The sequence below is a fragment of the Stenotrophomonas sp. YAU14A_MKIMI4_1 genome, from assembly GCF_003086855.1.
Taxonomy (GTDB): Bacteria; Pseudomonadota; Gammaproteobacteria; order Xanthomonadales; family Xanthomonadaceae; genus Stenotrophomonas.
Genome location: NZ_CP025998.1, coordinates 2496362 through 2517333 on the forward strand (window position 1 = coordinate 2496362; position 20972 = coordinate 2517333).

General features: G+C 67.7%; 16 protein-coding genes and 7 tRNA genes. 11 read left to right on the plus strand and 12 right to left on the minus strand.

Annotated elements, in window-relative coordinates; all coding sequences use genetic code 11:
* Positions 1 to 4 precede the first annotated feature (4 nt).
* The 4 genes from C1931_RS11470 to C1931_RS11485 all read right to left on the minus strand — a co-directional run bounded on the left by C1931_RS11470 (position 5) and on the right by C1931_RS11485 (position 4775).
* Positions 5 to 1456: a DcaP family trimeric outer membrane transporter gene (locus tag C1931_RS11470; protein WP_108756441.1), complete on the minus strand. Its 1452-nt coding sequence runs from the start codon at positions 1454 to 1456 to the stop codon at positions 5 to 7.
* Between the two features lie 506 nt (positions 1457 to 1962).
* A complete protein-coding gene (gene dsbG / locus C1931_RS11475) occupies positions 1963 to 2793 on the minus strand; it encodes a thiol:disulfide interchange protein DsbG (RefSeq protein ID WP_108756442.1) in 831 nt (276 codons plus the stop codon).
* A 30-nt stretch (positions 2794 to 2823) separates the two neighbouring features.
* Complete coding sequence (locus C1931_RS11480; protein ID WP_108756443.1) at positions 2824 to 3627, minus strand: TlpA disulfide reductase family protein; 804 nt, start codon at positions 3625 to 3627, stop codon at positions 2824 to 2826.
* Between the two features lie 77 nt (positions 3628 to 3704).
* Positions 3705 to 4775, minus strand: a complete 1071-nt coding sequence (locus C1931_RS11485; protein WP_108756444.1) for a helix-turn-helix domain-containing protein — start codon at positions 4773 to 4775, stop codon at positions 3705 to 3707.
* Positions 4776 to 4958: 183 nt separating this feature from the next.
* Between C1931_RS11485 and C1931_RS11490 the strand changes: the two genes are divergently transcribed.
* The 8 genes from C1931_RS11490 to C1931_RS11525 all read left to right on the plus strand — a co-directional run bounded on the left by C1931_RS11490 (position 4959) and on the right by C1931_RS11525 (position 8651).
* The gene (locus C1931_RS11490; RefSeq protein WP_108756445.1) at positions 4959 to 5357 is read left to right on the plus strand and encodes a heavy metal-responsive transcriptional regulator; all 399 of its coding nucleotides are present in this window, start codon (positions 4959 to 4961) and stop codon (positions 5355 to 5357) included.
* Positions 5354 to 7729 carry a heavy metal translocating P-type ATPase gene (locus C1931_RS11495; RefSeq protein ID WP_108756446.1) on the plus strand — a complete coding sequence of 792 codons (2376 nt, stop codon included), beginning with the start codon at positions 5354 to 5356 and terminating at the stop codon, positions 7727 to 7729. The genes C1931_RS11490 and C1931_RS11495 overlap by 4 nt, the downstream gene beginning before the upstream one ends.
* An 89-nt stretch (positions 7730 to 7818) precedes the next feature.
* Positions 7819 to 7894, plus strand: a tRNA-Ala gene (locus tag C1931_RS11500).
* A gap of 53 nt (positions 7895 to 7947) precedes the next feature.
* Positions 7948 to 8023: transfer RNA gene (locus C1931_RS11505), tRNA-Glu, on the plus strand.
* A gap of 183 nt (positions 8024 to 8206) precedes the next feature.
* A tRNA-Ala gene (locus tag C1931_RS11510) sits at positions 8207 to 8282 on the plus strand.
* A 49-nt stretch (positions 8283 to 8331) separates the two neighbouring features.
* A tRNA-Glu gene (locus tag C1931_RS11515) sits at positions 8332 to 8407 on the plus strand.
* A gap of 46 nt (positions 8408 to 8453) precedes the next feature.
* Positions 8454 to 8529 (plus strand) — tRNA-Ala (locus C1931_RS11520).
* Between the two features lie 46 nt (positions 8530 to 8575).
* A tRNA-Glu gene (locus C1931_RS11525) sits at positions 8576 to 8651 on the plus strand.
* Positions 8652 to 8787: 136 nt separating this feature from the next.
* Here C1931_RS11525 and C1931_RS11530 read toward each other — a convergent pair.
* Positions 8788 to 9204: a GNAT family N-acetyltransferase gene (locus C1931_RS11530; RefSeq protein ID WP_108756447.1), complete on the minus strand. Its 417-nt coding sequence runs from the start codon at positions 9202 to 9204 to the stop codon at positions 8788 to 8790.
* A gap of 77 nt (positions 9205 to 9281) precedes the next feature.
* Here C1931_RS11530 and C1931_RS11535 point away from each other — a divergent pair, with 77 nt between their 5' ends.
* A complete protein-coding gene (locus tag C1931_RS11535; RefSeq protein ID WP_108756448.1) occupies positions 9282 to 10238 on the plus strand; it encodes an SOS response-associated peptidase family protein in 957 nt (318 codons plus the stop codon).
* Here C1931_RS11535 and C1931_RS11540 read toward each other — a convergent pair.
* A complete protein-coding gene (locus tag C1931_RS11540) occupies positions 10214 to 10606 on the minus strand; it encodes a response regulator (protein ID WP_108756449.1) in 393 nt (130 codons plus the stop codon). The two genes, C1931_RS11535 and C1931_RS11540, sit on opposite strands and share 25 nt — an antisense overlap.
* 139 nt (positions 10607 to 10745) lie before the next feature.
* Between C1931_RS11540 and C1931_RS11545 the strand changes: the two genes are divergently transcribed.
* Positions 10746 to 10831, plus strand: a tRNA-Leu gene (locus tag C1931_RS11545).
* A gap of 58 nt (positions 10832 to 10889) precedes the next feature.
* Here C1931_RS11545 and C1931_RS11550 read toward each other — a convergent pair.
* Both C1931_RS11550 and C1931_RS11555 read right to left on the minus strand, forming a co-directional pair.
* Positions 10890 to 12728 (minus strand): methyl-accepting chemotaxis protein, encoded by a 1839-nt coding sequence (locus C1931_RS11550; RefSeq protein ID WP_108757741.1) that lies wholly within the window; start codon positions 12726 to 12728, stop codon positions 10890 to 10892.
* A gap of 204 nt (positions 12729 to 12932) precedes the next feature.
* A complete protein-coding gene (locus C1931_RS11555; protein ID WP_108756450.1) occupies positions 12933 to 13208 on the minus strand; it encodes a hypothetical protein in 276 nt (91 codons plus the stop codon).
* 287 nt (positions 13209 to 13495) lie between these two features.
* On the opposite strand from C1931_RS11555, the gene C1931_RS11560 reads away from it, so the two are divergent.
* Positions 13496 to 14590 (plus strand): DUF5694 domain-containing protein, encoded by a 1095-nt coding sequence (locus C1931_RS11560; RefSeq protein ID WP_108756451.1) that lies wholly within the window; start codon positions 13496 to 13498, stop codon positions 14588 to 14590.
* Positions 14591 to 14688: 98 nt separating this feature from the next.
* On the opposite strand, the gene C1931_RS11565 is transcribed toward C1931_RS11560, so the two are convergent.
* The 4 genes from C1931_RS11565 to C1931_RS11580 form a co-directional block, all read right to left on the minus strand.
* The gene (locus tag C1931_RS11565; protein ID WP_108756452.1) at positions 14689 to 14910 is read right to left on the minus strand and encodes a hypothetical protein; all 222 of its coding nucleotides are present in this window, start codon (positions 14908 to 14910) and stop codon (positions 14689 to 14691) included.
* Positions 14911 to 14978: 68 nt separating this feature from the next.
* Positions 14979 to 16391: an efflux transporter outer membrane subunit gene (locus C1931_RS11570; RefSeq protein WP_108756453.1), complete on the minus strand. Its 1413-nt coding sequence runs from the start codon at positions 16389 to 16391 to the stop codon at positions 14979 to 14981.
* The gene (locus C1931_RS11575; RefSeq protein WP_108756454.1) at positions 16378 to 17541 is read right to left on the minus strand and encodes an efflux RND transporter periplasmic adaptor subunit; all 1164 of its coding nucleotides are present in this window, start codon (positions 17539 to 17541) and stop codon (positions 16378 to 16380) included. The genes C1931_RS11570 and C1931_RS11575 overlap by 14 nt, the downstream gene beginning before the upstream one ends.
* Complete coding sequence (locus tag C1931_RS11580; RefSeq protein ID WP_108757742.1) at positions 17534 to 20752, minus strand: efflux RND transporter permease subunit; 3219 nt, start codon at positions 20750 to 20752, stop codon at positions 17534 to 17536. Before C1931_RS11580 ends, C1931_RS11575 begins: the two co-directional genes overlap by 8 nt.
* Positions 20753 to 20972 lie beyond the last annotated feature (220 nt).

The window sequence follows — 20972 nt, forward strand, 5'->3', positions numbered from 1 at the left end:
GCGTCTACTTGATGAAGTTGTATTGCAGGCTGCCCTGCACCCGGACCGTGTCGCCGCGCGCGCCGCTCTGTTGTTCCAGGCGGCCGTACAGCAGCTCCATGCCCATCGTCCACGACGGGGCTGGGCTCCAGATCAGGTTGAACACGCCGTAGCGGCTCTCGCGGAACGCGTCGGCCGGCAGCGCCGCGTTGCGCTCCAGCGTCAGCTGTCCGTAGATCAGGTTCGAACGCCACAGTTCGGACCAGTAGTGGGTGTAGCCGACGAAGCCGCCGCGCACGTCCAGCGCGCGCAGGCGCCCGTCGGCATCCACCACCGCGTCCAGGCCGGAACCGGTCAGGTCGGCGGTGTAGCGGCTCAGGCCGCGCCCGCCCAGTGCACCGAACAGCAGCAGGTCACGCTCGCCCACCGACGCCGAACCACTCAGCTGCAGACCACCGGCCATGCGCCGGTCGCGCTCGCCCTCACCGTCGTAGGCCAGGCTGCGCGCCACCGCGCCCAACTGCAGGTGGCCCCAGTCGCGCTCCACGCGCGCGGCCACGGTCACGTCCGGCAGCCGGTTGGCAGCAATCACGCTGTCGCTGGCCCCGGCCAGCTCGGTATCCGGGTCTTCGGCGGCCAGCGTCAGCGTGGTGCCCTTGCCCAGCGCAAAACTGTGGTGGATGCCGGCCACCAGCAGGTAGCCCGCGCCACCCGGGCCGGCGAAGTCCAGGGTGTCGGGCAGGCTGTCGGCATCCATGAAGCTGGAATAGCCGTAGCCGGCATAGGTGTTGCCCAACTGCCCGTAGGCATGGCGCAACCGGAACTGATAGCCGTCGCTGCTGCCGAAGAAGTCGTTTTCCAGGTAGAAGCGCAGGTTGCCGTGGGTGGTCGGCCGGCGTGCCTCGAAACTGAAGCGGGTCTGCTTGGCATGCAGGTTGAAGTTGGACACATCGCGGTGGCTGCCGCCGACGGGCATCGACGAGGGAATGAACTGGTCTTCGTCGCCGGCTGCCCGCGAATCGGCAATCGCATCCAGTTTGGCGTAGCCGCCGATGCGGATCACCGTGTCGGTACCGGGGATGGCGAAGAAGCCCTTCAGGTCAGGATCGGTCGGGCCGGCCGCACTGTCCGGGCGCGAAGCCGCGGTGGAGGGGTCGGATACCGAATCACGCTGGGGCAGCACGGGTTGCGCGACCCCTGGCACCTGGGTGGCGTGCAGTCCTGCCGCGGTGCGTGCCAGCGCTGGCGTGGCCGGCTCCGGCCTGGGCAACGGTGCCGACGGCGTTGCCGCAACCGGCGCACTGCCATCGCGCTGCTCCAGCCGGTCCAGACGCTGCTGCAGGCGCTCCAGCGTCTGCCGCATGCCTTCAATTTCGCGCCGCAGCGCCTGTGCATCATCGGGTGCACCTTCCTGTGCCTGGGCAGGTGCTGCTGCCAGCACCGCCGCACACGCCACACTCAGTACCGCAACGCGCATTGCATTCTCCCCAAACGAACGATCGCAGGGCGCTGCCGGCGTGCGCATGGGCGCAGCCAGGTGGACACCCCACCGCTACTGGAAATGCAGGTACTGCGTTGGCGAGCGCTGACAGCCTGCCCATCGCAGGCAACAGGACGATGACACTGCCCTGCGGCTGTCGACGTCTTCGCCGCTGCGGCCACGCTGCCGGAGAGGTGGCGGTCGCAGCGGTCTGGGTAACAAGCGCGGAGTGAGAGTGTCGTGAACGGCACGCCGTGGCGCTGCGGATTCAGCCACGTGCCAGGAGGTGCGAAATGCGCTGCCGTGCGGGGTTTCATGCACACCAGCGTAGCCAGCGTGTCGCTTTTGGCCTTGATCGCAATCAAGGCAGAACTCTTGAACCAGGTCACGCTTCATCGGTGACACCGGCAAGGCGACTGCGCCGTCCGCACAGCCGCCGTGTCGCAGAATGCGACAGCACTACCGACGTGTGCCGAACCGCGTCGGCACACGTCCCGGCGCCGTCAGCGCGGGCCCAGCACCGTCTGCAGATCGGTACCCTGCGGCATGCCCGAGCGACGCTGCACCTGGCCCTGCGCATCCTGGAAGAGGATGCCCGGCGTGCCCTGGAAGCCCAGTTTGATCATCAGTTCCTGGTTGGCATTGAGCTTGCCGGCCAGTTCGGGGCTGATCGTGGCCACCGGCTTGATGCCGCCCTGCTCGAACTGGTGTTCGTTCTGCAGCAGTGCGGCGCTGGGGTCACGCGCGGACAGAATGGCGGCGGCCTTGGCCGGGCTGTCCTCACGGATCACGCCCACCAGCACGTGGCGCAGCTGCACCTTGCCGGTATCCACCCACGGCCGTGCCGCTTCCCAGAACTTGTGGCAGTACGGGCAGTTGGCATCACTGAAGGTGTAGACCACACGCGGCGCGTCGGCCTTGCCATCGCGCACCCAGGCGCTGCCTTCCAGATCCTTCCAGATGCGTTCGGACATCGGGCCGGCCACCAGCTTTTCCACCTTGTCGGCGGCCACTTCGTTGCCCTGCGCGTCGAACAGGCTGCCGACCAGCACGTTCTTGCCATCAGCCGTCACGTAAGCGGCCGCCGGCTGCTGGCCATTGACCACGCCGGCAAAGCCACGCAGGCCACCGGGCGCATCGAACTCGGCCACGACCTGGAAGCCGTGCTTCTCGATGCCCTGCAGCACCGCCGGGCGATCGCCCTTGGCTGCGGCGGCTGTCGGCTGGGCTTCCGCCTTGCCCTGCGGGGTCTGCGCCTGGCTGCAGGCAGCCAGCGCCAGCAGTGCCGGCAGGATCAGGGCCTTGTGCGCAACGCGCGGGGAAATGGACAGCATGGGAACTCCGGAATGAAATGCCGGGGCAGGCTACCGCAGCCGGCGCAGTTTGTGTTCAAGGCCGGCGGCGGTCAGTTCACCCAGGTGCAGCTCCTGCAGGCGCCCCTGCGCATCGAAGAACAGCGTGGACGGGTACGCCTTCACCCCCAGCACCGTGGACGCCTCGGACGCTTCATCCAGCAGCACGTTGTCCAGCGCCAGACCATTGGCGGACAGGAATGCCTGCACGTCCCCGGTGGTTTCACCCTGGTTGACGAAGGCGAACTGGATCTGTGGATGCGCCTGCTGCGCCTGGGCCAGGACCGGCATCTCGCGCCGGCATGGGCCGCACCAGGTCGCCCACAGGTTCAGCACCAGCGGGCGCCCCTGGAACTGCTGCAGCGCCTGTGGCTGCCCGTGCAGATCCACCGTCTGCACCGCTGGCAGCGGCATGTGTGCGGCCTGCCACTGCGACACCGCGATGCCGCCGCCCGCCCACAACAACACACCCAGGGCCGCACTGCTGAACACCGGCAGGCGCAGGCGCGGATGCCGGCGCAGCGCCCACAGCCCCCAGCCAGCGCCTGACAGCAGTGCCACGGGGACCGAGTAGCCGCCATCGGCAATCTGCAGCACCGACCACGGTGACGGCCGATACAGTTCGAAGTTCAACGCGACGAACGCCAAGCGCCCGCAGAGCAGGCCCAACAGCAGCATGTCCAGCACCACGCTGGCCGGCGCCGGCGCCGCATCGCCGGCCGTGGCGCGCGGCCACAACCGGGCCAGGCCCATCGCTGCCAACAAGGCCAGCATGATCAGAATCACCGGCATCGGCACCGGCCCTACACTCGACATACGCCACTCAATCCGTTACAGCACACTGCATGTTCAAAGCCGCCCGCTGCAAAGGCAAGGGGCGGCCGGGCTGCGGGTCAGGCGGCATCGCGCCGCATCTGCAGTTCCGGCGATGGCCGCAGCCCGCGCACGGTGGCCGTGGCCGCAGCCACCGCGGCACGCTCGCGCTGCTTGTTGCAGCTCACGTGGCGCCGATAGTTGGCCGGTGTCATCCCGATGATGCGCAGGAACAGGCGGCGGAACGCGCTCTGGTCGGCATAGCCCACGCCCCAGGCGACCTCATCGATGCTGGCGCCCTGTTGCAGCATGGCCTGCGCCTTGGCAATGCGCAGCCGCTGGCAATATTCGATGGGACGCAGGCCGGTGGCCTTCAGGAAGCGCCGCTGCAGGGTGCGCGGCTCCAGCCCGGACATTTCACAGATGCTGGTGAGGGTGGCGCCGCGCGCTGCGGTGGTGTGCAGCCAGCGTTGCGCCTTCAGCACATCGCGGTCGCCATGGGCGAAGTTCGCACTGAAGCGTTCCAGATCCTGCTGGATCGCCACCGGCACGCTGATGCCCAGCTGTGCGGCCACCTCGCTGGCCACGCCCTGCCCATGCAGCCGGTACAGCAGGCGCAGCCCCATGAAACGCCAGGCCTGGCTGCCGCCCACCGTCAACACATCGCCATCGTCCACCAGCGCGCGCTCACTGGGGGCCCAGCTGGACGGTTGGCCCTGCAGCCCGGGATAGCGGCTCAGGTCCGGACCGGACACGGTGCGCCCGGCCAGCAGCCCGGCACGGGCCAGCACACCCACGCCATCGCCGGCGGCCGCCAGCAGGCTGCCACCGTCGTAATGTGCCCGCAGCCAGTCCAGCAGCACATCTTCGGTACGCAGCGCGGCCCCGGGGCTGACCAGGGTCGGCAAGGCGATGACCGCAGGAATGGCCGCATCCAGCATGTCCGCACCCGCCAGCCGATGCACACCGCTGTTGCTGGCCGGAACGATCCAGCGCGTGATCAGCACCCGCGGGAAGGGGCGCTTCTTCTGCTGGGCCAGGCGATTGGCAACATGCGCCATCTCGGCAAGGACCGACGCCGCCGAGGGGTCACCGCCCGGGTACTCCACCACTGCAACCTCCACGAATCCTTCGCTATTGAGTGCGTCCACAGCCCTTCCTCCGTTCGTTCAGGCCATCCAGCGGCCGGTGCAGACGAAGGGTAGGAACCGCCCCGGAGCGGGGGCTATGAAGAAAGTTGCAAATATCCCTGATGAGCGGCTTCCGTTCACAACCCTTGACTCTGGACCAGACTCAAGGGTTCACAATGGCCGCAGATTCCACGGGAGTGCGCCATGAACATCGGGCAGCTGGCACGCGAAGCAGGCGTGCCGATCGACACCGTCCGCTATTACGAGCGGCAGCACCTGCTGCCCACCGCAGCGCGGTCGGCCGGCGGCTATCGCATCTTCGGCCAGCAGGACCTGCGCCGGCTGCGCTTCATCCGGCGCGCCAAGGCGCTGGGGTTCAGCCTGGAAGAAATCGCCGAGCTGCTGGCCCTGAGCGACCGCCATGCGCAGGACATGGGCAGCGTGCGCGATACCGCACGGGCGCGGCTGGCCGATATCGAACAGCGCATGGTCGAACTGCAACGCATGCAGGCGGCGCTGTCACAGCTGGTGGATGCCTGCCCGGGCCACGGCGCGCTTGAACAGTGCCCGATCCTGGCCGCGCTGACCGAGGACAACGCATGAACAGCACGCATACCGGCCCCGCGCACGACCACAACGCGCCCGCGGCCAAGGCCAGTTGCTGCGGCGGCTCGAAGAAGACCGCCAACACGGTGAAGGACCTGGTCTGCGGCATGGACGTCGACCCCGCCACCACCCCACACCACGCCCAGCACCAGGGCACGGCCTACCACTTCTGCAGCGGCGGCTGCCGGCAGAAGTTCCTGGCCGATCCGCAGCGCTATCTGGACCCGGCTTCGCATGTGGCGCCCCCCGTGCCGGCGGGCACGCTGTACACCTGCCCGATGGATCCAGAAATCGTGCAGGAAGGCCCCGGCACCTGCCCGATCTGCGGCATGGCGCTGGAACCGATGATGCCCAGCCTGGACGACGGCGAGAACCCGGAGCTTACCGACTTCCGCCGCCGCTTCTGGGTGTCGCTGCCGCTGAGCATGGCCACGATGGCGCTGGCGATGCTGGCGATGACGCCCCTGCTGCACGCGCTGTCGCCCACCGTGCGGGTATTGATCGAAGGCGCGCTGGCCACGCCGGTGGTGCTGTGGGCCGGCTGGCCGTTCCTGCAGCGCTGGGCGCAGTCGATCCGCAACCGCAGCCCGAACATGTGGACCCTGATCGGCACCGGCGTGATCGCCGCTTACGGCTACAGCGTGGTCGCCACCGTGGCCCCGGGCCTGTTCCCGCCCTCGTTCCAGCAGCATGGGCACGTGGGCGTGTACTTCGAAGCCGCGGCGGTGATCATTTCGCTCACCCTGCTGGGCCAGTTGATGGAACTGCGTGCCCGTGCCCGCACCTCGGCCGCGATCAAGGCGCTGCTGGGCCTGGCGCCGAAGACGGCACGACGCATCGACGCCGACGGCAGCGAACACGACGTGGAATTGAGTGCCGTGAAGGCCGGCGACCGCCTGCGCGTTCGCCCCGGCGAGAAGGTGCCGGTGGATGGCCGCGTGCTGGAAGGTCGCTCCACGCTGGACGAATCGATGCTGACCGGCGAACCGGTGCCTGTCAGCAAGCAGGCGGGCGACAGTGTGATCGGCGCCACGTTGAACGGTTCGGGCGCGCTGGTGATCGAGGCCGAGCGTGTGGGCGATGCCAGCATGCTGGCGCAGATCGTGCAGTTGGTGGCGCAGGCGCAACGCTCGCGCGCGCCGATGCAGCGCATGGCGGACAAGGTTGCCTATTGGTTCGTGCTGGCGGTGCTGGCGGTGGCCGTATTGACGCTGTTCGGCTGGGGTCTGTTCGGACCGGAACCGTCGTGGACCCATGGCGTACTGAGTGCGGTAGCGGTGCTGATCATTGCCTGCCCCTGTGCGCTGGGCCTGGCCACACCGATGTCGATCATGGTGGCCACCGGTCGCGCTGCGCAGCACGGCGTGCTGTTCCGCGACGCCGAGGCCATCGAGGCCCTGGTGAAGGTCGATACGCTGGTGGTGGACAAGACCGGCACGCTTACCGAAGGTCGCCCGGCGTTCGACACGGTGCATGCCACCGACGGCCATGCGCCCGACCAGGTGCTGCACTGGGCCGCCAGCCTGGAGCAGGGCAGCGAACATCCGCTGGCCGCCGCCATCGTGGCCGAAGCACGCCTGCGCACGATGGAACTGCTGCCCGTGCAGGACTTTGATTCGATCACCGGGCTCGGTGTGGTCGGCCGCATTGAGGGGCGCCAGCTGTGGCTGGGCAACACCGCCCTGATGGACGAACACGGCATCGACGTGACGCCGCTGCAGGACACCGCCGACGCCCTGCGCCGGCGCGGTGCCAGCGTGATGTATCTGGCGGCGGACGGGCAGCTGGCCGGCCTGCTGTCGGTGGCCGATCCGATCAAGCCCACCACGGCCGAAGCGATCGCGGCGCTGCGCCAGGATGGCCTGCGCATCATCATGGCCACCGGCGATGGCCTGCTGACCGCACAGGCCGTGGCCAGCACGCTGGGCCTGGACGAGGTACACGGCGAAACGCGCCCGGCTGACAAGGCCGCACTGGTGGAGCAGCTGCAGGCGCAGGGCCGCACGGTGGCGATGGCCGGCGATGGCATCAACGACGCGCCTGCCCTGGCCAGCGCCGCCGTCGGCGTTGCCATGGGCACCGGCACCGATGTGGCCATGTCCAGTGCACAGGTCACGCTGGTGAAAGGCGATCTGCGCGGCATCCTGCGTGCGCGCCAGTTGTCGCGTGCAACCGTGCGCAACATGCGGCAGAACCTGGGCTTCGCCTTCCTCTACAACGGCCTGGGCATTCCGGTGGCCGCCGGTGTGCTGGTGCCCTGGGGCATTTCGCTGTCGCCAATGCTGGCTGCGGTGGCGATGAGCCTGAGCTCGGTTTCGGTGATCAGCAACGCGCTGCGCCTGCGCGCACAGCGTCTGCCGGGTGGCTGACACGGGCGTCGCAAACGACGTGAAGAAAAGTGCAACAAATGCTTGCCAACCCCCGGGGGCACAGCTATTATTTCGCTCCTCAGCGACGTGGGGCCATAGCTCAGCTGGGAGAGCGCCTGCATGGCATGCAGGAGGTCAGCGGTTCGATCCCGCTTGGCTCCACCAAACTTTCGGCATTAGGCCGTCGAAAGGTCGCAAAGAACATTGATGAGATCTGCGTCCCCATCGTCTAGAGGCCTAGGACATCACCCTTTCACGGTGGCGACCGGGGTTCGAATCCCCGTGGGGACGCCAACTCATCATGAACAACGAGGACCCGGCCGATAACCGGGTCTTTTTTGTTCACCGCCCACCGGCGTTCAGGTTGTGGCGTTGTGGATCCCCTGCCCTCGTGGCCTGGCGGAACTCCAACGAAGAAAGCGAAAAAAAGCTTCCACAAAGGTGAATACGCTGGTAAGATAGGCGGCTCGGTAACACGGGGCCATAGCTCAGCTGGGAGAGCGCCTGCATGGCATGCAGGAGGTCAGCGGTTCGATCCCGCTTGGCTCCACCACTTTCGACATTAGGCCGTCGAAGGTTCTACAACTTGAAGTTTTTCGTGCGTCCCCATCGTCTAGAGGCCTAGGACATCACCCTTTCACGGTGGCGACCGGGGTTCGAATCCCCGTGGGGACGCCAGTTTCAAAACGGACTCTGCTCCCGGCAGATCATCCGCGGTTTCATTGGGGCCATAGCTCAGCTGGGAGAGCGCCTGCATGGCATGCAGGAGGTCAGCGGTTCGATCCCGCTTGGCTCCACCACTTCGACATTAGGCCGTCGAAGTTCTACAACTTGAAGTTTTCGTGCGTCCCCATCGTCTAGAGGCCTAGGACATCACCCTTTCACGGTGGCGACCGGGGTTCGAATCCCCGTGGGGACGCCAATTCTTTGAAAAACCCGGCTTCGGCCGGGTTTTTTTTGTCTGCGATCCTGGCGGGTGCATCCACGCATGGCGTGGATCTACTGCACATCCCGGTAGATCCACGCCATGCGTGGATCAATGCCTCAACGCACGGAACTCAAAACCGCCGGTACATGCCGATCGATGCCGGCGCGGTGGGTGCGAACCCGAACTGCGCGTACAGGCGGTGCGCCTCGCCATCGGCAAGCAGGCTCACGTATGCCGATGGCGGCAGATTGGCCCGCATCCAGTCATCCAGCCGCGCCATCACCTGCTTGCCCAGCCCCTGCCCCTGCAGCCGCGGCAGAACCGCGATGTCGCACACCTGCAGATGGCAGCCGCCATCACCAATGATCCGGCCCATCGCCACCAGTTCACTGCCCTGGTAGGCGCACACCCCGAACACCGTATTGGGCAGCGCACGCTCGGCGGCCTCATGGGTCTTGGCACTCAGCCCAGCCAAGGCCCGCAGTTGGCAGTAGTCTTCCACCGTGGGCACCGCGTCGCGGAACTGGCAGTTGCTTGCAGCATTCATACACGTTCTCCCGGATTGTCCGGCTATCCTGCCGCACTCCCGTCGCAGCCGCTGCGACCTCCACCGGCCACGCCCGCATGTGCTATTCCGCCCTGATCCGCGCCGACTACGCCAAGCTTGTCCGTGAATACGGCGCCGTGCTGTCGCTGGAGGAGTTTGCCGAACTGTACGCGCACGATCCCGGCAAGAAGCGGCCCAAGACCCCCAAGGCCATGGACGATGGCTTTGCTGGCGCGCGCACTGAGCAGGGCCGCGACATCGTGGCGAAGATCCAGCAATGGCACGCCGAAGAACAGCAGGCGCTGCAGGCCGAGCTGGTGAAACAGAGCGAGCGCCGCGACATTGCCGCTGCCACGCTGGCCACCCGCCCCACGCAGAAGGCCCGCAACGACCTGCGCGTGGCCGGCAACCGCATCGAGCGTGCGCAGGCGCGCCTGGACGATCTGCACCGCGTGCAGCTGCTGCCGCGCGACAGCCGCATCTTCCCCGGCACCTACGCGCCGGTCATGGTCAGCGAGAACGGCCAGCGGGTGATCAAGCCGATGCGCTATCAATGCCGCCTTCCGGACAAACCGGCGCGCAACGACGTGCTCTATCCGGGCACCTACAACGCGCGGCGCGACAGCCTGGAGGGCTACTGGCGCGGCGCCTTCGGCCTTCGCCACGGCGTGGTGATGGTGCGCGCGTTCTACGAGCATGTGCCGCGCCATGCCATTGCCGGGCGACAGCTGGGCAGCGACGAGAAGGAACAGGACGTGATCCTGGAATTCCGCCCCGACCCGCCGCGCGACCTGCTGCTGGCCTGCCTGTGGGCCGAATGGGAAGGGCCCGAAGGCCGACTGCTGTCGTTTGCCACCATTACCGACGCGCCGCCAACCGACGTGGCAGCCGCCGGCCACGACCGCGGCGTGGTGCCGATCCGGCCGGAACATCTGGATGGTTGGCTGAATCCTGATCCGGACCAGCTGGGGCTGCAGTACGCGATCCTGGACGACCGCGAGGACATCCACTACGTGTACGAAGAGGCCGCCTGACTGGATCGCCCCACCGCACGCTGCAGCGCGGTGCACAGATCGATGGACAGGTACGGCTTTACCAGCAGCACGCCGGCGCCCATCGCGGCCGGCAACTGCGCCGCACTCATGCCGGTGGCCAGCACGAACGGTACGCCCGCCTCGACCAAGGCCGCCGCCACCAGTTCGCTGGTTTCGTTGCGGGCCAGGCGGTAATCCAGCAGCACCACGTCCGGGCGTTGGGCGGTCAGCAGACGCAGGGCATCGGCCACAGAGGCGGCCACACCGACCACTTCGGCGCCAAACTGTTCCAACTGCATCTGCAGCAGCGAGGCGCTCATTTCGTCGTTCTCGACCACCAGCACCCGAAGGTCCTGCAACGCTGACATGGGCTCTTGCTCCGGCACGTGTTAAGCCGGTGCAGTATAGCCATCACAGTGCCGTTACCGACAAATTACGGGGGGATCGTCTCAGTTTCCGGCGCCCTCTATGAACAGCCGTCGGGCTCGGTTACACTAGCGCGCTGCTGCCGGTGTGGCGGAATGGTATACGCAGCTGACTCAAAATCAGCCGGGGGTAACCCCATGAAGGTTCGAGTCCTTTCACCGGCACCAACGCATCAAAGGCCAGGTCATCGACCTGGCCTTTGGCGTTTCTGGTCCCGCCGCGCGCTCACACCACCCGCAGCACCGGCGCATGCCCGGCAGGACCGTGCCCTACCCCGGCCTCCACCCGGAACCCGGCCACGGTCTGCAGCAGCTGCGCGGATTGCTCTTCCATGCTGCGCGCCGCCGCCGATGCCTCTTCCACCAGCGCAGCATTCTGCTGCGTGCCCTGGTCGATCAGGTCCACGGCCTGGTTCATCTGCTGGATGTCGTCACTCTGCTGCTGCGCGGCGCTGCTGATGTCGGCCATCAGATCGCTCACCCGGCGCACGTCGCGCACGATCTCGTCCATGGTGCGCCCGGCGCTTTCCACCTGGGCGGTACCGGCGCCGACATTGGCCACCGATTCGTCGATCAACCGCTTGATCTCCTTTGCCGCACTGGCCGAGCGTTGCGACAGCTCACGGATTTCGGTGGCCACCACGGCAAAACCGCGCCCATGCTCGCCGGCGCGCGCGGCTTCCACCGCGGCATTCAGCGCCAGGATGTTGGTCTGGAAGGCAATGCCGTCGATCACCCCGATGATGTCGACGATGCGCCGCGACGACGCGTTGATGACGGCCATCGTGGACACCACCTCGTGCACCACGCTGCCACCGCGTGCAGCCACTTCGGCCGCGCCGCCGGCCAACGTGCTGGCCTGGCGGGCATTGCCGGCGGTGCGCTGCACGGTATCGGCCAGCCCCTTCATCGACACCGCCGTTTCTTCCAGCGATGCGGCCTGCTGTTCGGTGCGCTGGGACAGATCGCTGTTGCCCAGCGCAATCTCGCTGGCACCCACGGCGATGGTGTCGGCGGCGAACTTGATCTGGCCAATGATGCCGGCCATGGTCTCCACCAGCGCGTTCACGCCCTCGCACAGCTCGGCCACCGGGCCGCGCTTGCCGTCCAGCGGAATGCGCCCGGTCAGATCGCCCAGCTTGGCCGCCGCCACCACTTCCCGGGTCTGCGCCACGGCCTGCTGCATGGCCTGGCTTTCGTGCATCTGCGCGGTGATGTCGGTGGCGTATTTCACGACCTTCAGCGGTCGGTCGTTCACGTCCAGGATCGGGTTGTAGCTGGCCTGGATCCAGACCTCGCGGCCGTTCTTGCCCAGCCGCCGGTACTGGCCCGCGTCGTATTCGCCGCGCCCCAGCTTTTCCCAGAACTGCTTGTAGGCCGGGCTGGCGCGGTACTCCGGTTCGACGAACAGCGAGTGGTGCTGCCCCTTCACCTCGTCCAGCGTGTAGCCGGTGGCGGCCAGGAAGTTCGCGTTGGCGGTCAGGATCCGCCCGTCCATGCTGAACTCGATCACGGCCTGTGATTTGTCGATCGCCGCCAGCTGCCCGGCCAGCTCGGCGGCCTGCTGCTTCTGCGCGGTGATGTCAGTGGCGAACTTCACCACTTTCACCGGTCGCCCGAAGCGGTCCAGCACCGGGTTGTACGAGGCCTGGATCCAGATCTCGCGCCCCCCCTTGCCGAAACGGCGGTACTGGCCCGCGTCGAATTCGCCCTGCCCCAGGCGTGCCCAGAACGCCCGGTACTCGGCGCTGCGGGCGTGCTCGGGGTCTACGAACAGGGAATGGTGCTTGCCGCGGATCTCATCTTCGGTGTAACCCACCGCCTGCAGGAAGTTGTCGTTGGCCTGCAGGATGGTGCCGTCCAGCGCGAATTCGATGACCGCCTGCACCCGGTGCAGCGCCGCCACCTGCGCGGCCATCTCGGCGCGCTCGCGTTCGGCTGCGGTCTCGGACGCGGCGGTGCCGCCCTGCCCGGCCAGACGCCCCTGCAGGGCGCGCCAGAAAGACCAACGGGACGGTGTTTCAGCCGGCGCCTGCGCGCCCGCGGTGAAGCCTGGCATGAGCATGGTCTGTTCCTTGGTTTCCGTGAGCGGTGCGACCCATGGGCGGAATGCCCACGGGAACATCGATTGCCTGGAACCTGCAGACACCTGGGGGGCGGCGTCACTCGAGCGATGGCGCGGAGCGGCAGCAAGCGCCTCCGGCAAGGGAGGCAGTCTGGATATCGGCCGCCATGGCGGGGCCTTGAGGACTATTTTTGCAGCGTCGGTTCAGCCCCGGCGCCAGATCGCCCAGCGCAGCACGGCCACGGCCAGCACCGACGGCAGGTAGCCCACCGCGCCCACCAGCGCCATCAGGGCAGCGTTCACCCACGGCCCGCCGCCGCCCAGGATCCAGCTGGTGTGCTTGAGGATGTACAACGCGCCCGGCAGCACCAGCAGCGGCGCCAACCGCAGCAACTGCCAGGGCCAGCGAACCGGGCCGATGAAACCGACCAGGGTACCCAGCAGGGCACCGACCATTGCGATGGGAATGGCTGCTTCCATTCAGATGCTTCCTTTACGTGCGTCACCCACGTCGAGCGTGCCCGACAACCTGCCCGGTAGAGTCGAGCTTGCTCGACTGCCCGCTTCGTAGAGTCGAGCTTGCTCGACTGTCCTGGAAAAAGCAGTCGAGCAAGCTCGACTCTACAACGGCAGTGTCGCGCACACCGCTTGAACCTGCGATGCATGCCAGCGCCAGAAGGTTTACATGACCTTCGGGAGATATGCGTGCCGGCATGCACTGGCAGGCTGTGCACTTCCACGGAAGCCACCTCATGCAAGGAAACTACATGCTGCGACCACTGCGTTGTCTTGCCCTGTTGTCACTGTGCGGTGCCAGTGCCCTGGCCGCTGCCGACGACGGGCGCTATCGCCCCTCGTTCCAGCCCGATCAATTGAAGGGTCCGCCCGCCGGCCGGGTAAACGAAGTGCTGGTGCTGGGCAGCCCGCATCTGTCCGGCCTGCCGGAGGCGTTCAAGCCTGCGCAGCTGGAGCCGCTGCTGGGGCGCCTGCAGGCCTGGCAGCCCACTGCCATCGCGGTTGAGAACGTGTCCGGCCTGCAGTGCGATTTCATGCGCCGCAATCCCACCCGCTACGCCGACAGCGTCAAGAGCTACTGCGTTGACACGGCCCCGGCGCAAGCCGCCACCGGCATGGATGTGCCCACCGCCAATGCCGAGATGGAACGCCTGCTGGCGACCTGGCCGAAGGCGCCGACGCCAGCACAGCGGCGCTACCTGGCGGCCGTGTTCCTGGCCGCAGGCGAGCGCGGTTCGGCCATCGTGCAGTGGCTGCGCCTGCCCACCGCCGAGCGACGCGCGGGCGACAGCCTGAGCGCGGAACTGGTCGAATTCCTCGACACCCGTGCGGCGCGCAAGGACGAAGTCAGTCTGGTCGCCGCCGAACTGGCCGCACGCCTGGGCCTGGAGCGACTGTGGTCGGTGGACGACCATACCGCCGATGCCCCTACCCCGCAGGCACTGCAGAAGGACTACGCCAAGGCGATCCGCGCGGCATGGAACACCTCCGCCGGGGCAACACGGCGGGCGACCTACGACCGCCTGTACGCCGATGTCGCAGCGCCTGACGGGCTGATGGCGATCTACCGCAACGACAATGATCCGGCCACCGCCAAGCTGGTATATGACAGCGACTTCGGCGCCACGCTGGTCGAACCGTCGCCGCAGGGTTTCGGCCGCAATTACCTGGGCTACTGGGAAACCCGCAACCTGCGCATGGTTGCCAACATCCGCGACGTACTGGGCCAGTACCCCGGCACGCGCATGCTGGCCATCGTCGGTGCGTCACACAAGTGGTACTACGAGGCCTACCTGGACCAGATGCACGACGTGCAGCTGGTTGATACCGCGCCGCTGCTGCGCTGAGGGCCGCGTAACCGTGGCGTCGAGCGTGCTCGACGTCGCGCTCCGTAGAGTCGAGCTTGCTCGACTGCTTTTCCCGAAACAGTCGAGCAAGCTCGACTCTACGGACCCCTGCGCCGGGCCAGCATCGCACTGACCGCCACGATGCACCCCAACGTGACCAGCAGCGCGCTCACCACGCCCCACTGCAGCACCGGCACCAGCGCCTGTGCCTGCGGATCGATGCGCAGCTGTTCCAGCCGCAGCCAACCGGCCAGCGCCAGCACCCAGCCAATGAAAGCCGGCGCGTAGGCGCCAATGGTGTTACCGATCCAAGCATTCATGCCGTACTCCCGTGAGAACTGCGATGGCGGCATTGTTCCGCCCCGCCCTCTCACAGGCTGAGACACCCTCAGTCGCGCGCGTCTGCCGCCACCGACCAGCCCCCGCCCAGGGCGGCCATCAGGGCGGCGCTTGCCTGCAGCTGGCGACTCTGGATGTCCCGCAGCCCCAGTTGCGCCTGCCGCGCGTCGGTCTGCGCGGTCACCACGTCCAGATAGCTCACCGCGCCACCGGCGTAGCGGTCACGGGCGATCTGCTCGGTACGGCGCGCGGCCTGCACGGCTTCTTCCTCATGGCCGCGCTGGTCGGCCAGGCCGTGCAACTGCACCAGCTGGTCCTCCACCTCACGGATTGCCGCCAGCACCGTGGCCCGGTACTGCGCCGAGGCCACATCGAATTCGGCATAGGCTTCGGCCTTGGCGGCCTTGCGCCGGCCGCCGTCGAACACCGGCAATGCCGCCAGCGGTCCCAGCGCCCAGTAGCGGTTGCCGGCATCCAGCAGCGCGCTGCTGCCCGAGGTCTGGCCACCGAACAGGCCGGTCAGGCTCAACTGCGGGAACCATGCGGCGCGTGCCACGCCGATGCCGGCGTTCGCGGCGAACACCCGGCGCTCGGCAGCGGCAATGTCTGGGCGCTGCTGCAGCAGGGCGCTGGGCAGATCGGTGGGCACCTGCGGCAGGGTCGGCGCCTGTGCCATCACCCCCACGCTGAAGCCACTTGCCGGCGCCCCCACCAGCGCGGCCAGCGCGTGCCGCAGCATGGCCTGGTGCACCTGCAGCGCATCCAGATCGGCCTGCGCGCTGGCCAGCTGATGGCGGGCGCGTGCCACATCCAGCTCCGAGGCGATCTCGCCCTGGAAGCGGTCCTGGGTCAGGCGCAGCGCCTGCTGGTAGTCGTCGATGCTGTCGCGCAGGATGGCCTGCTGCGCCTCGGTGTTGCGCAGCTGCAGGTAGGTGGCGGTCAACTGCTGGGACAGGCTGAGCCGTGCCGCGGCCAGGTCATCGGCACTGGCCTGAGCCCGCGCATGCCCGGCCGCCGCCGCGTTGCGCAGCCGGCCCCACAGATCCAGATCGAAGGACAGCGAGAACGTGGCCGCATTGCTGTCATACACCGCTGGCTGGGTGGCACTGCGCAGCGGCTTGTCGTCCGACTGCCGCTCGCGCATCGGGCCGGTACTGAAGCCGACCTGGGGCGCGCGTGCCGAGGCGGTCTCGCCTGCGGCAGCACGCGCGGCGTCGTAGTGCGCCACGGCCAGCGCCAGGTTCGGGTTGGCCTGGCGCAACTGCACCTGCAGCTGGTCCAGCACGGGGTCGTTGAATGCCCGCCACCAGTCCTGCGCCAGTGTCGGCTGCGGCGACCCGCCGGTCGGCTGCTCATACGCCACCGGCACCTGGACCGCAGGCACCTGGTAGGTTGGCGCCAGCGAACACCCGGCCAGCAGCAGCGCCAGCGATGCGGCGACGCCGGTCTCAACCGCGCGCATGGGCAGGCTCCTTTGCCGCGGCCACCACGCGCACGTGATCGCCCTCGCGCAACGCATCGGGTGGGTTCGGAATCAGCCGCTCGCCGGCCTTCAGGCCGTGGTCGATGCGCAGCGTGCTGCCCAGGTCGCTGGCGATATGGATGTCACGCAGATGCACCACGTCGTGCGCATCCAGCACCGCTACCTGGGTGCCCTTGGCGCGGAAGATCAGCACGTCGGCCGGTACGCTTACGCCGTCGGCGCCGCCCTGCAGTGGCAGGGTCACCTCGGCGTAGCTGCCGGGCAGCAGGGCACCGTCGGCGTTGTCCACTACGAACTGCGCCAGCAGCGTGCCCGAGCTGCGGTCGATCGCGCTGGAATCACCCTGCAACGTGGCGGTGAAATGGCGGCCGGCCAGACCCGGTACCTGCAGCGTGGCCTGCAGTCCCGGCTGGATGCTGGCCGCACTGTTCTGCGGCACCGGCACCATCAGCCGCAGGCGGCGGGTATCGGCAATGTTGAACAGTTCGCGGCCACTGTCATCGGCGCGGATCAGCTGGCCCACGTCGGTCAGGCGTGCGGTAACGGTGCCGTCGAAGGGCGCGCGCAGCGTGCGGTAGCGCCCCAGTTCCTGCAGCCGCGCATAGTCGGCCTGCGCCGCTTCCACGCTGGCCTGCGCGGCCACGGCATTGGCCTGCTTCTCATCGGCTTCCTGGCGCGATACCGAGTGGCTGCCCAGCATGCCCTGCCAGCGCTCGGCACTGACCTTGGCCAACGCTGCATCCGCCTGCGCCTGCAGCAGGTGCGCATGCGCCTGGGCAATCTGCTGGTCCAGTTCCGGGCTGTCGATCACCGCCAGCACCTGGCCGGCCTTCACCGACTGGCCGATATCGGCGTTCCAGGATTTCAGGTAGCCGCCCACGCGCGCATGGATCGGCGCCTCGGTCCAGGCCCCCAGGTGCGCCGGCAAGGTCAGCGTGCCCGCTTCGCCCTGCGCACCGGCGGTGACCACCTGCACGGCCGGCACGGCCTGCTGCTCGGTCCATTCGCCCACCGCATGGGCCTGCTGCGCGCGCAGCGCCAGGCCAGCGGCCACGACCGCCACGGCAATGGCAGCCCCCAGGATCAGACGGCGGCGCAGCGGCGCCTGCGGCAAGGAAGCATCAGACATGCAGGGGCTCTCCGGCGGGGGCGGTTTCGGACTTGCGGGAATGGGCCAGGGCGAACACCACCGGCACGAACAACAGGGTGGCGCAGGTCGCCAGCAGCAGGCCGCCGATCACCGCGCGGCCCAGCGGCGCGTTCTGTTCGGTGGACAGTGCGGTCGGCAACATGCCCAGGATCATCGCCAGCGCGGTCATGCAGACCGGGCGGAAACGGGTGAAGCCGGCTTCCAGCGCGGCCTTGGCAGCATCGCCATGCTCGGCCAGGCGCTCGCGGCAGAAGCTGACCACCAGGATGGAGTTGGCCGTGGCCACGCCCATGCACAGGATGGCTCCGGTCAATGCCGGCACCGACAGCGTGGTGTGGGTCAGGAACAGCATCCACACCACCCCGGCCAGGCCAGCGGGCAAAGCGGTGATGATCACGAACGGATCGGTCCAGGACTGGAAGTTGATGACGATCAGCAGGTAGATCAGCACGATCGCGGCCAGCAGGCCGTAGCCCAGGCCAGTGAAGGCCACATGCAGCGCATCGATCTGGCCATGCAGGCCGACCTGGGTACCGCGCGGGCGCTGGCCGGCCATGCCATCGATCACGTGCTGCACGTCGGCCGCCACGGCACCCAGATCGCGGCCCTGCACGCTGGCGTACAGATCCAGCGTGGGCTGCACGTTGTAGTGGCTGACCACCGCCGAGCTGGAACCGCGCTGGATCTGCGCCAGGCCGCCCAGTACCTGCGGCGTGCCACTGCTGCCGGTCACCGGCAGTGCCTGCAGCGCCGCCAGGCTGTCCATGCGGTACTGCGGGGTGGCGGCCACCACGCTGTAGGAGATGCCGTTCTTCGGGCTGAGCCAGAACGTGGGCGCCACCTGCCCGCTACCGGCCAGCGAGGCCACCATGCTGTTGGTCACATCGCGTTCGGTGATGCCCAACCCGTTGGCACGCAGACGATCCACGTCCACCTGCAGGGTCGGGTAGCCATCGGGCTGCTGCAGGCGCAGGTCCACCAGCCCCGGCACATGCCGCAGGCGGCGCTGCAGTTCCTGCGCATAGGCGCGGTTGCCGGCGGCATCGGGCCCGGCAATGCGTACATCCAGCGGCGCGGGCGAACCGAAGTTCAGGATCTGGCTGCTGGTGTCGGCCGGCAGGAAGGCGAAGCTGGTGCCGGGGAAGGCCGACGGCAGTACTTCGCGCAGGCGCTTTTCATACGCGACGGCATCGCCGTGGCCCGGCTTCAGCGAGACCTGGATGTCACCGTCCTGCGGCCCGATGGTGCCGCTGGCGCTGTAGGCCATGTTGATACCGGTCATCGGCAGGCCCAGGTTGTCGACGATGGCGTCGATCTCGTGCGGCCGCACCACCTGCCGGATGCGCGCTTCGATGCGGTCGAAGGCCGCTGCGGTTTCCTCGATGCGCGTGCCCAGCGGCAGCCGCACGTGCAGCGACAATGCGCCGGCTTCGGTGGCCGGGAAGAAGTCCTGGCCCAGGGTGGGCAGCAGCGCGAAGGACACCAGCACGCAGGCCATGAAGCCGACCAGGAAGCGTCGGCGGTTGGCCAAGGCCAGCCCCAGCAGCGCGTGATAGCGGTCGCGCACCGCAGAGAATCCAGACTCGAAGCGCTGCTGCCAGCGCACCAGCATCGCGGCCAGACGTGCGCGGCGATGCTGCGGGTGGTCGCCCTCATGGTGGTTCAGGAAGGCATCTTCGGGGTGGTGACCCACGCCCCCTTCCACCCGGTGCGGCTTCAGCAGGTACAGCGCCATGGTCGGCACCAGGGTGCGCGACAGCACGAACGAACTGGCCATGGCGAAGATCACCGCCAGCGCCATCGGTCGGAACAGATAGCCGGCAATGCCGTCCAGCAGGAACATCGGCATGAACACGATGCAGATGCACAGCAGCGACACGAACGCCGGGCCGACGATCTGTGCAGCGCCGTCCAGGATCGCCTCGCGCACGCCCTTGCCCTGCTCCAGGTGCCAGTTGACGTTCTCGATGGTGACCGTCGCATCGTCCACAAGGATGCCCACCGCCAGCGCCAGGCCACCCAGGGTCATCACGTTCAGTGTCTGCCCCGCCGCCGACAGCAGCGCGATGGCCGACAGCACCGCCAGCGGAATGGACGCCGCAATGATCACCGTCGAGCGCCAGCTGCCCAGGAACACAAGGATCATCACGCTGGTCAGCAACGCGGCAATGATGCCCTCGCGGGCCACGCTGCCGATCGATTCGCGCACGAAGGTGGACGCATCGCCCAGCAGCGAGATCTTCAGGGACGGCGGCAGGGTCTCGCTGATCTGCGGCAGCATGTCGCGGATGCGGCTGACCAGGGTGAGCGTGGATGCATCGCCGTTCTTCAGGGCGGCCATCAACACCGAATGGCCGCCGTTCACCCGCACGATGTTGGTCTGCGGCGGTGAGCCGTCGCGCACGTGCGCCACCTGGCCGATGGTCACCACTGCACCGTTCACCGTGCGGATCGGCAGATCATTCAGCGCCTGGATGTCACTGGGGCTGTTGTTGAGCAGCACGGTGAACTCATTGCTGCCCAGCTTGGCCGTACCCACCGGGGTGATCTGGTTCTGCGCTGCCAGCGCGTTGCCCACGTCCTGCGCCGACAGGCCCTTGGCAGCCAGCGCCTGCGGGTCCAGGTCCAGGGTGATCTGCCGCTGCTTGCCGCCGTAGGGCGCGGGAATGGCCAGGCCGGCAATGGAGGTGAGCGGGGGGCGCACGCTGTTCTGCGCCAGGTCGCGGATCTGCGATTCACCCAGCGTGGGGCTGGAGAACGCCATCTGCAGCACCGGCACGGTGGAGGCGCTGTAGTTGAGGATCAGCGGCGGAGTCATGCCGGCCGGCATCTGCTTGACGATGGTCTGCGAGATGGCGGTGATCTGCGCGTTGGCCGTGCGGATATCCACGCCGGGCTGGAAGAACACCTTGACCACGCCCATGCCGGCCAGCGACTGCGATTCGATGTGCTCGATGTCGTTGACGGTGGTGCTGAGCGCGCGCTCGTAGGGCGAGATCACGCGGCCGGCCATCGCATCGGGCGACAGGCCGGTGTACTGCCAGACCACGGCCACGACCGGAATGCCGATGTCGGGAAACACATCGGTGGGCGTGCGCAGCGCGCTGAGCGGGCCGACGATGCAGATGAAAATGGCCATCACCACGAAGGTGTAAGGCTTGTTGAGCGCGGTCCTGACAAAGCCGAGCATGCAGCTCTCCAGCAGTGCCACTGCCCACCGCGGGCAGCGCAGGCCGTGAAGTATCCGCGCTGGCGCCTAAAACAAGGCTGTGCCGCGCATGAAACATATTTCATGAAAGGGGTGTTCGGCAGGGCTGCGCCCTGCACCCGCTCAATGCAACGGCAACGGCGACGGCAAAAGCTGTGTATCCGTGGGATGGCGGGGCGGTGTCGGATTGCGGGGACGCCGC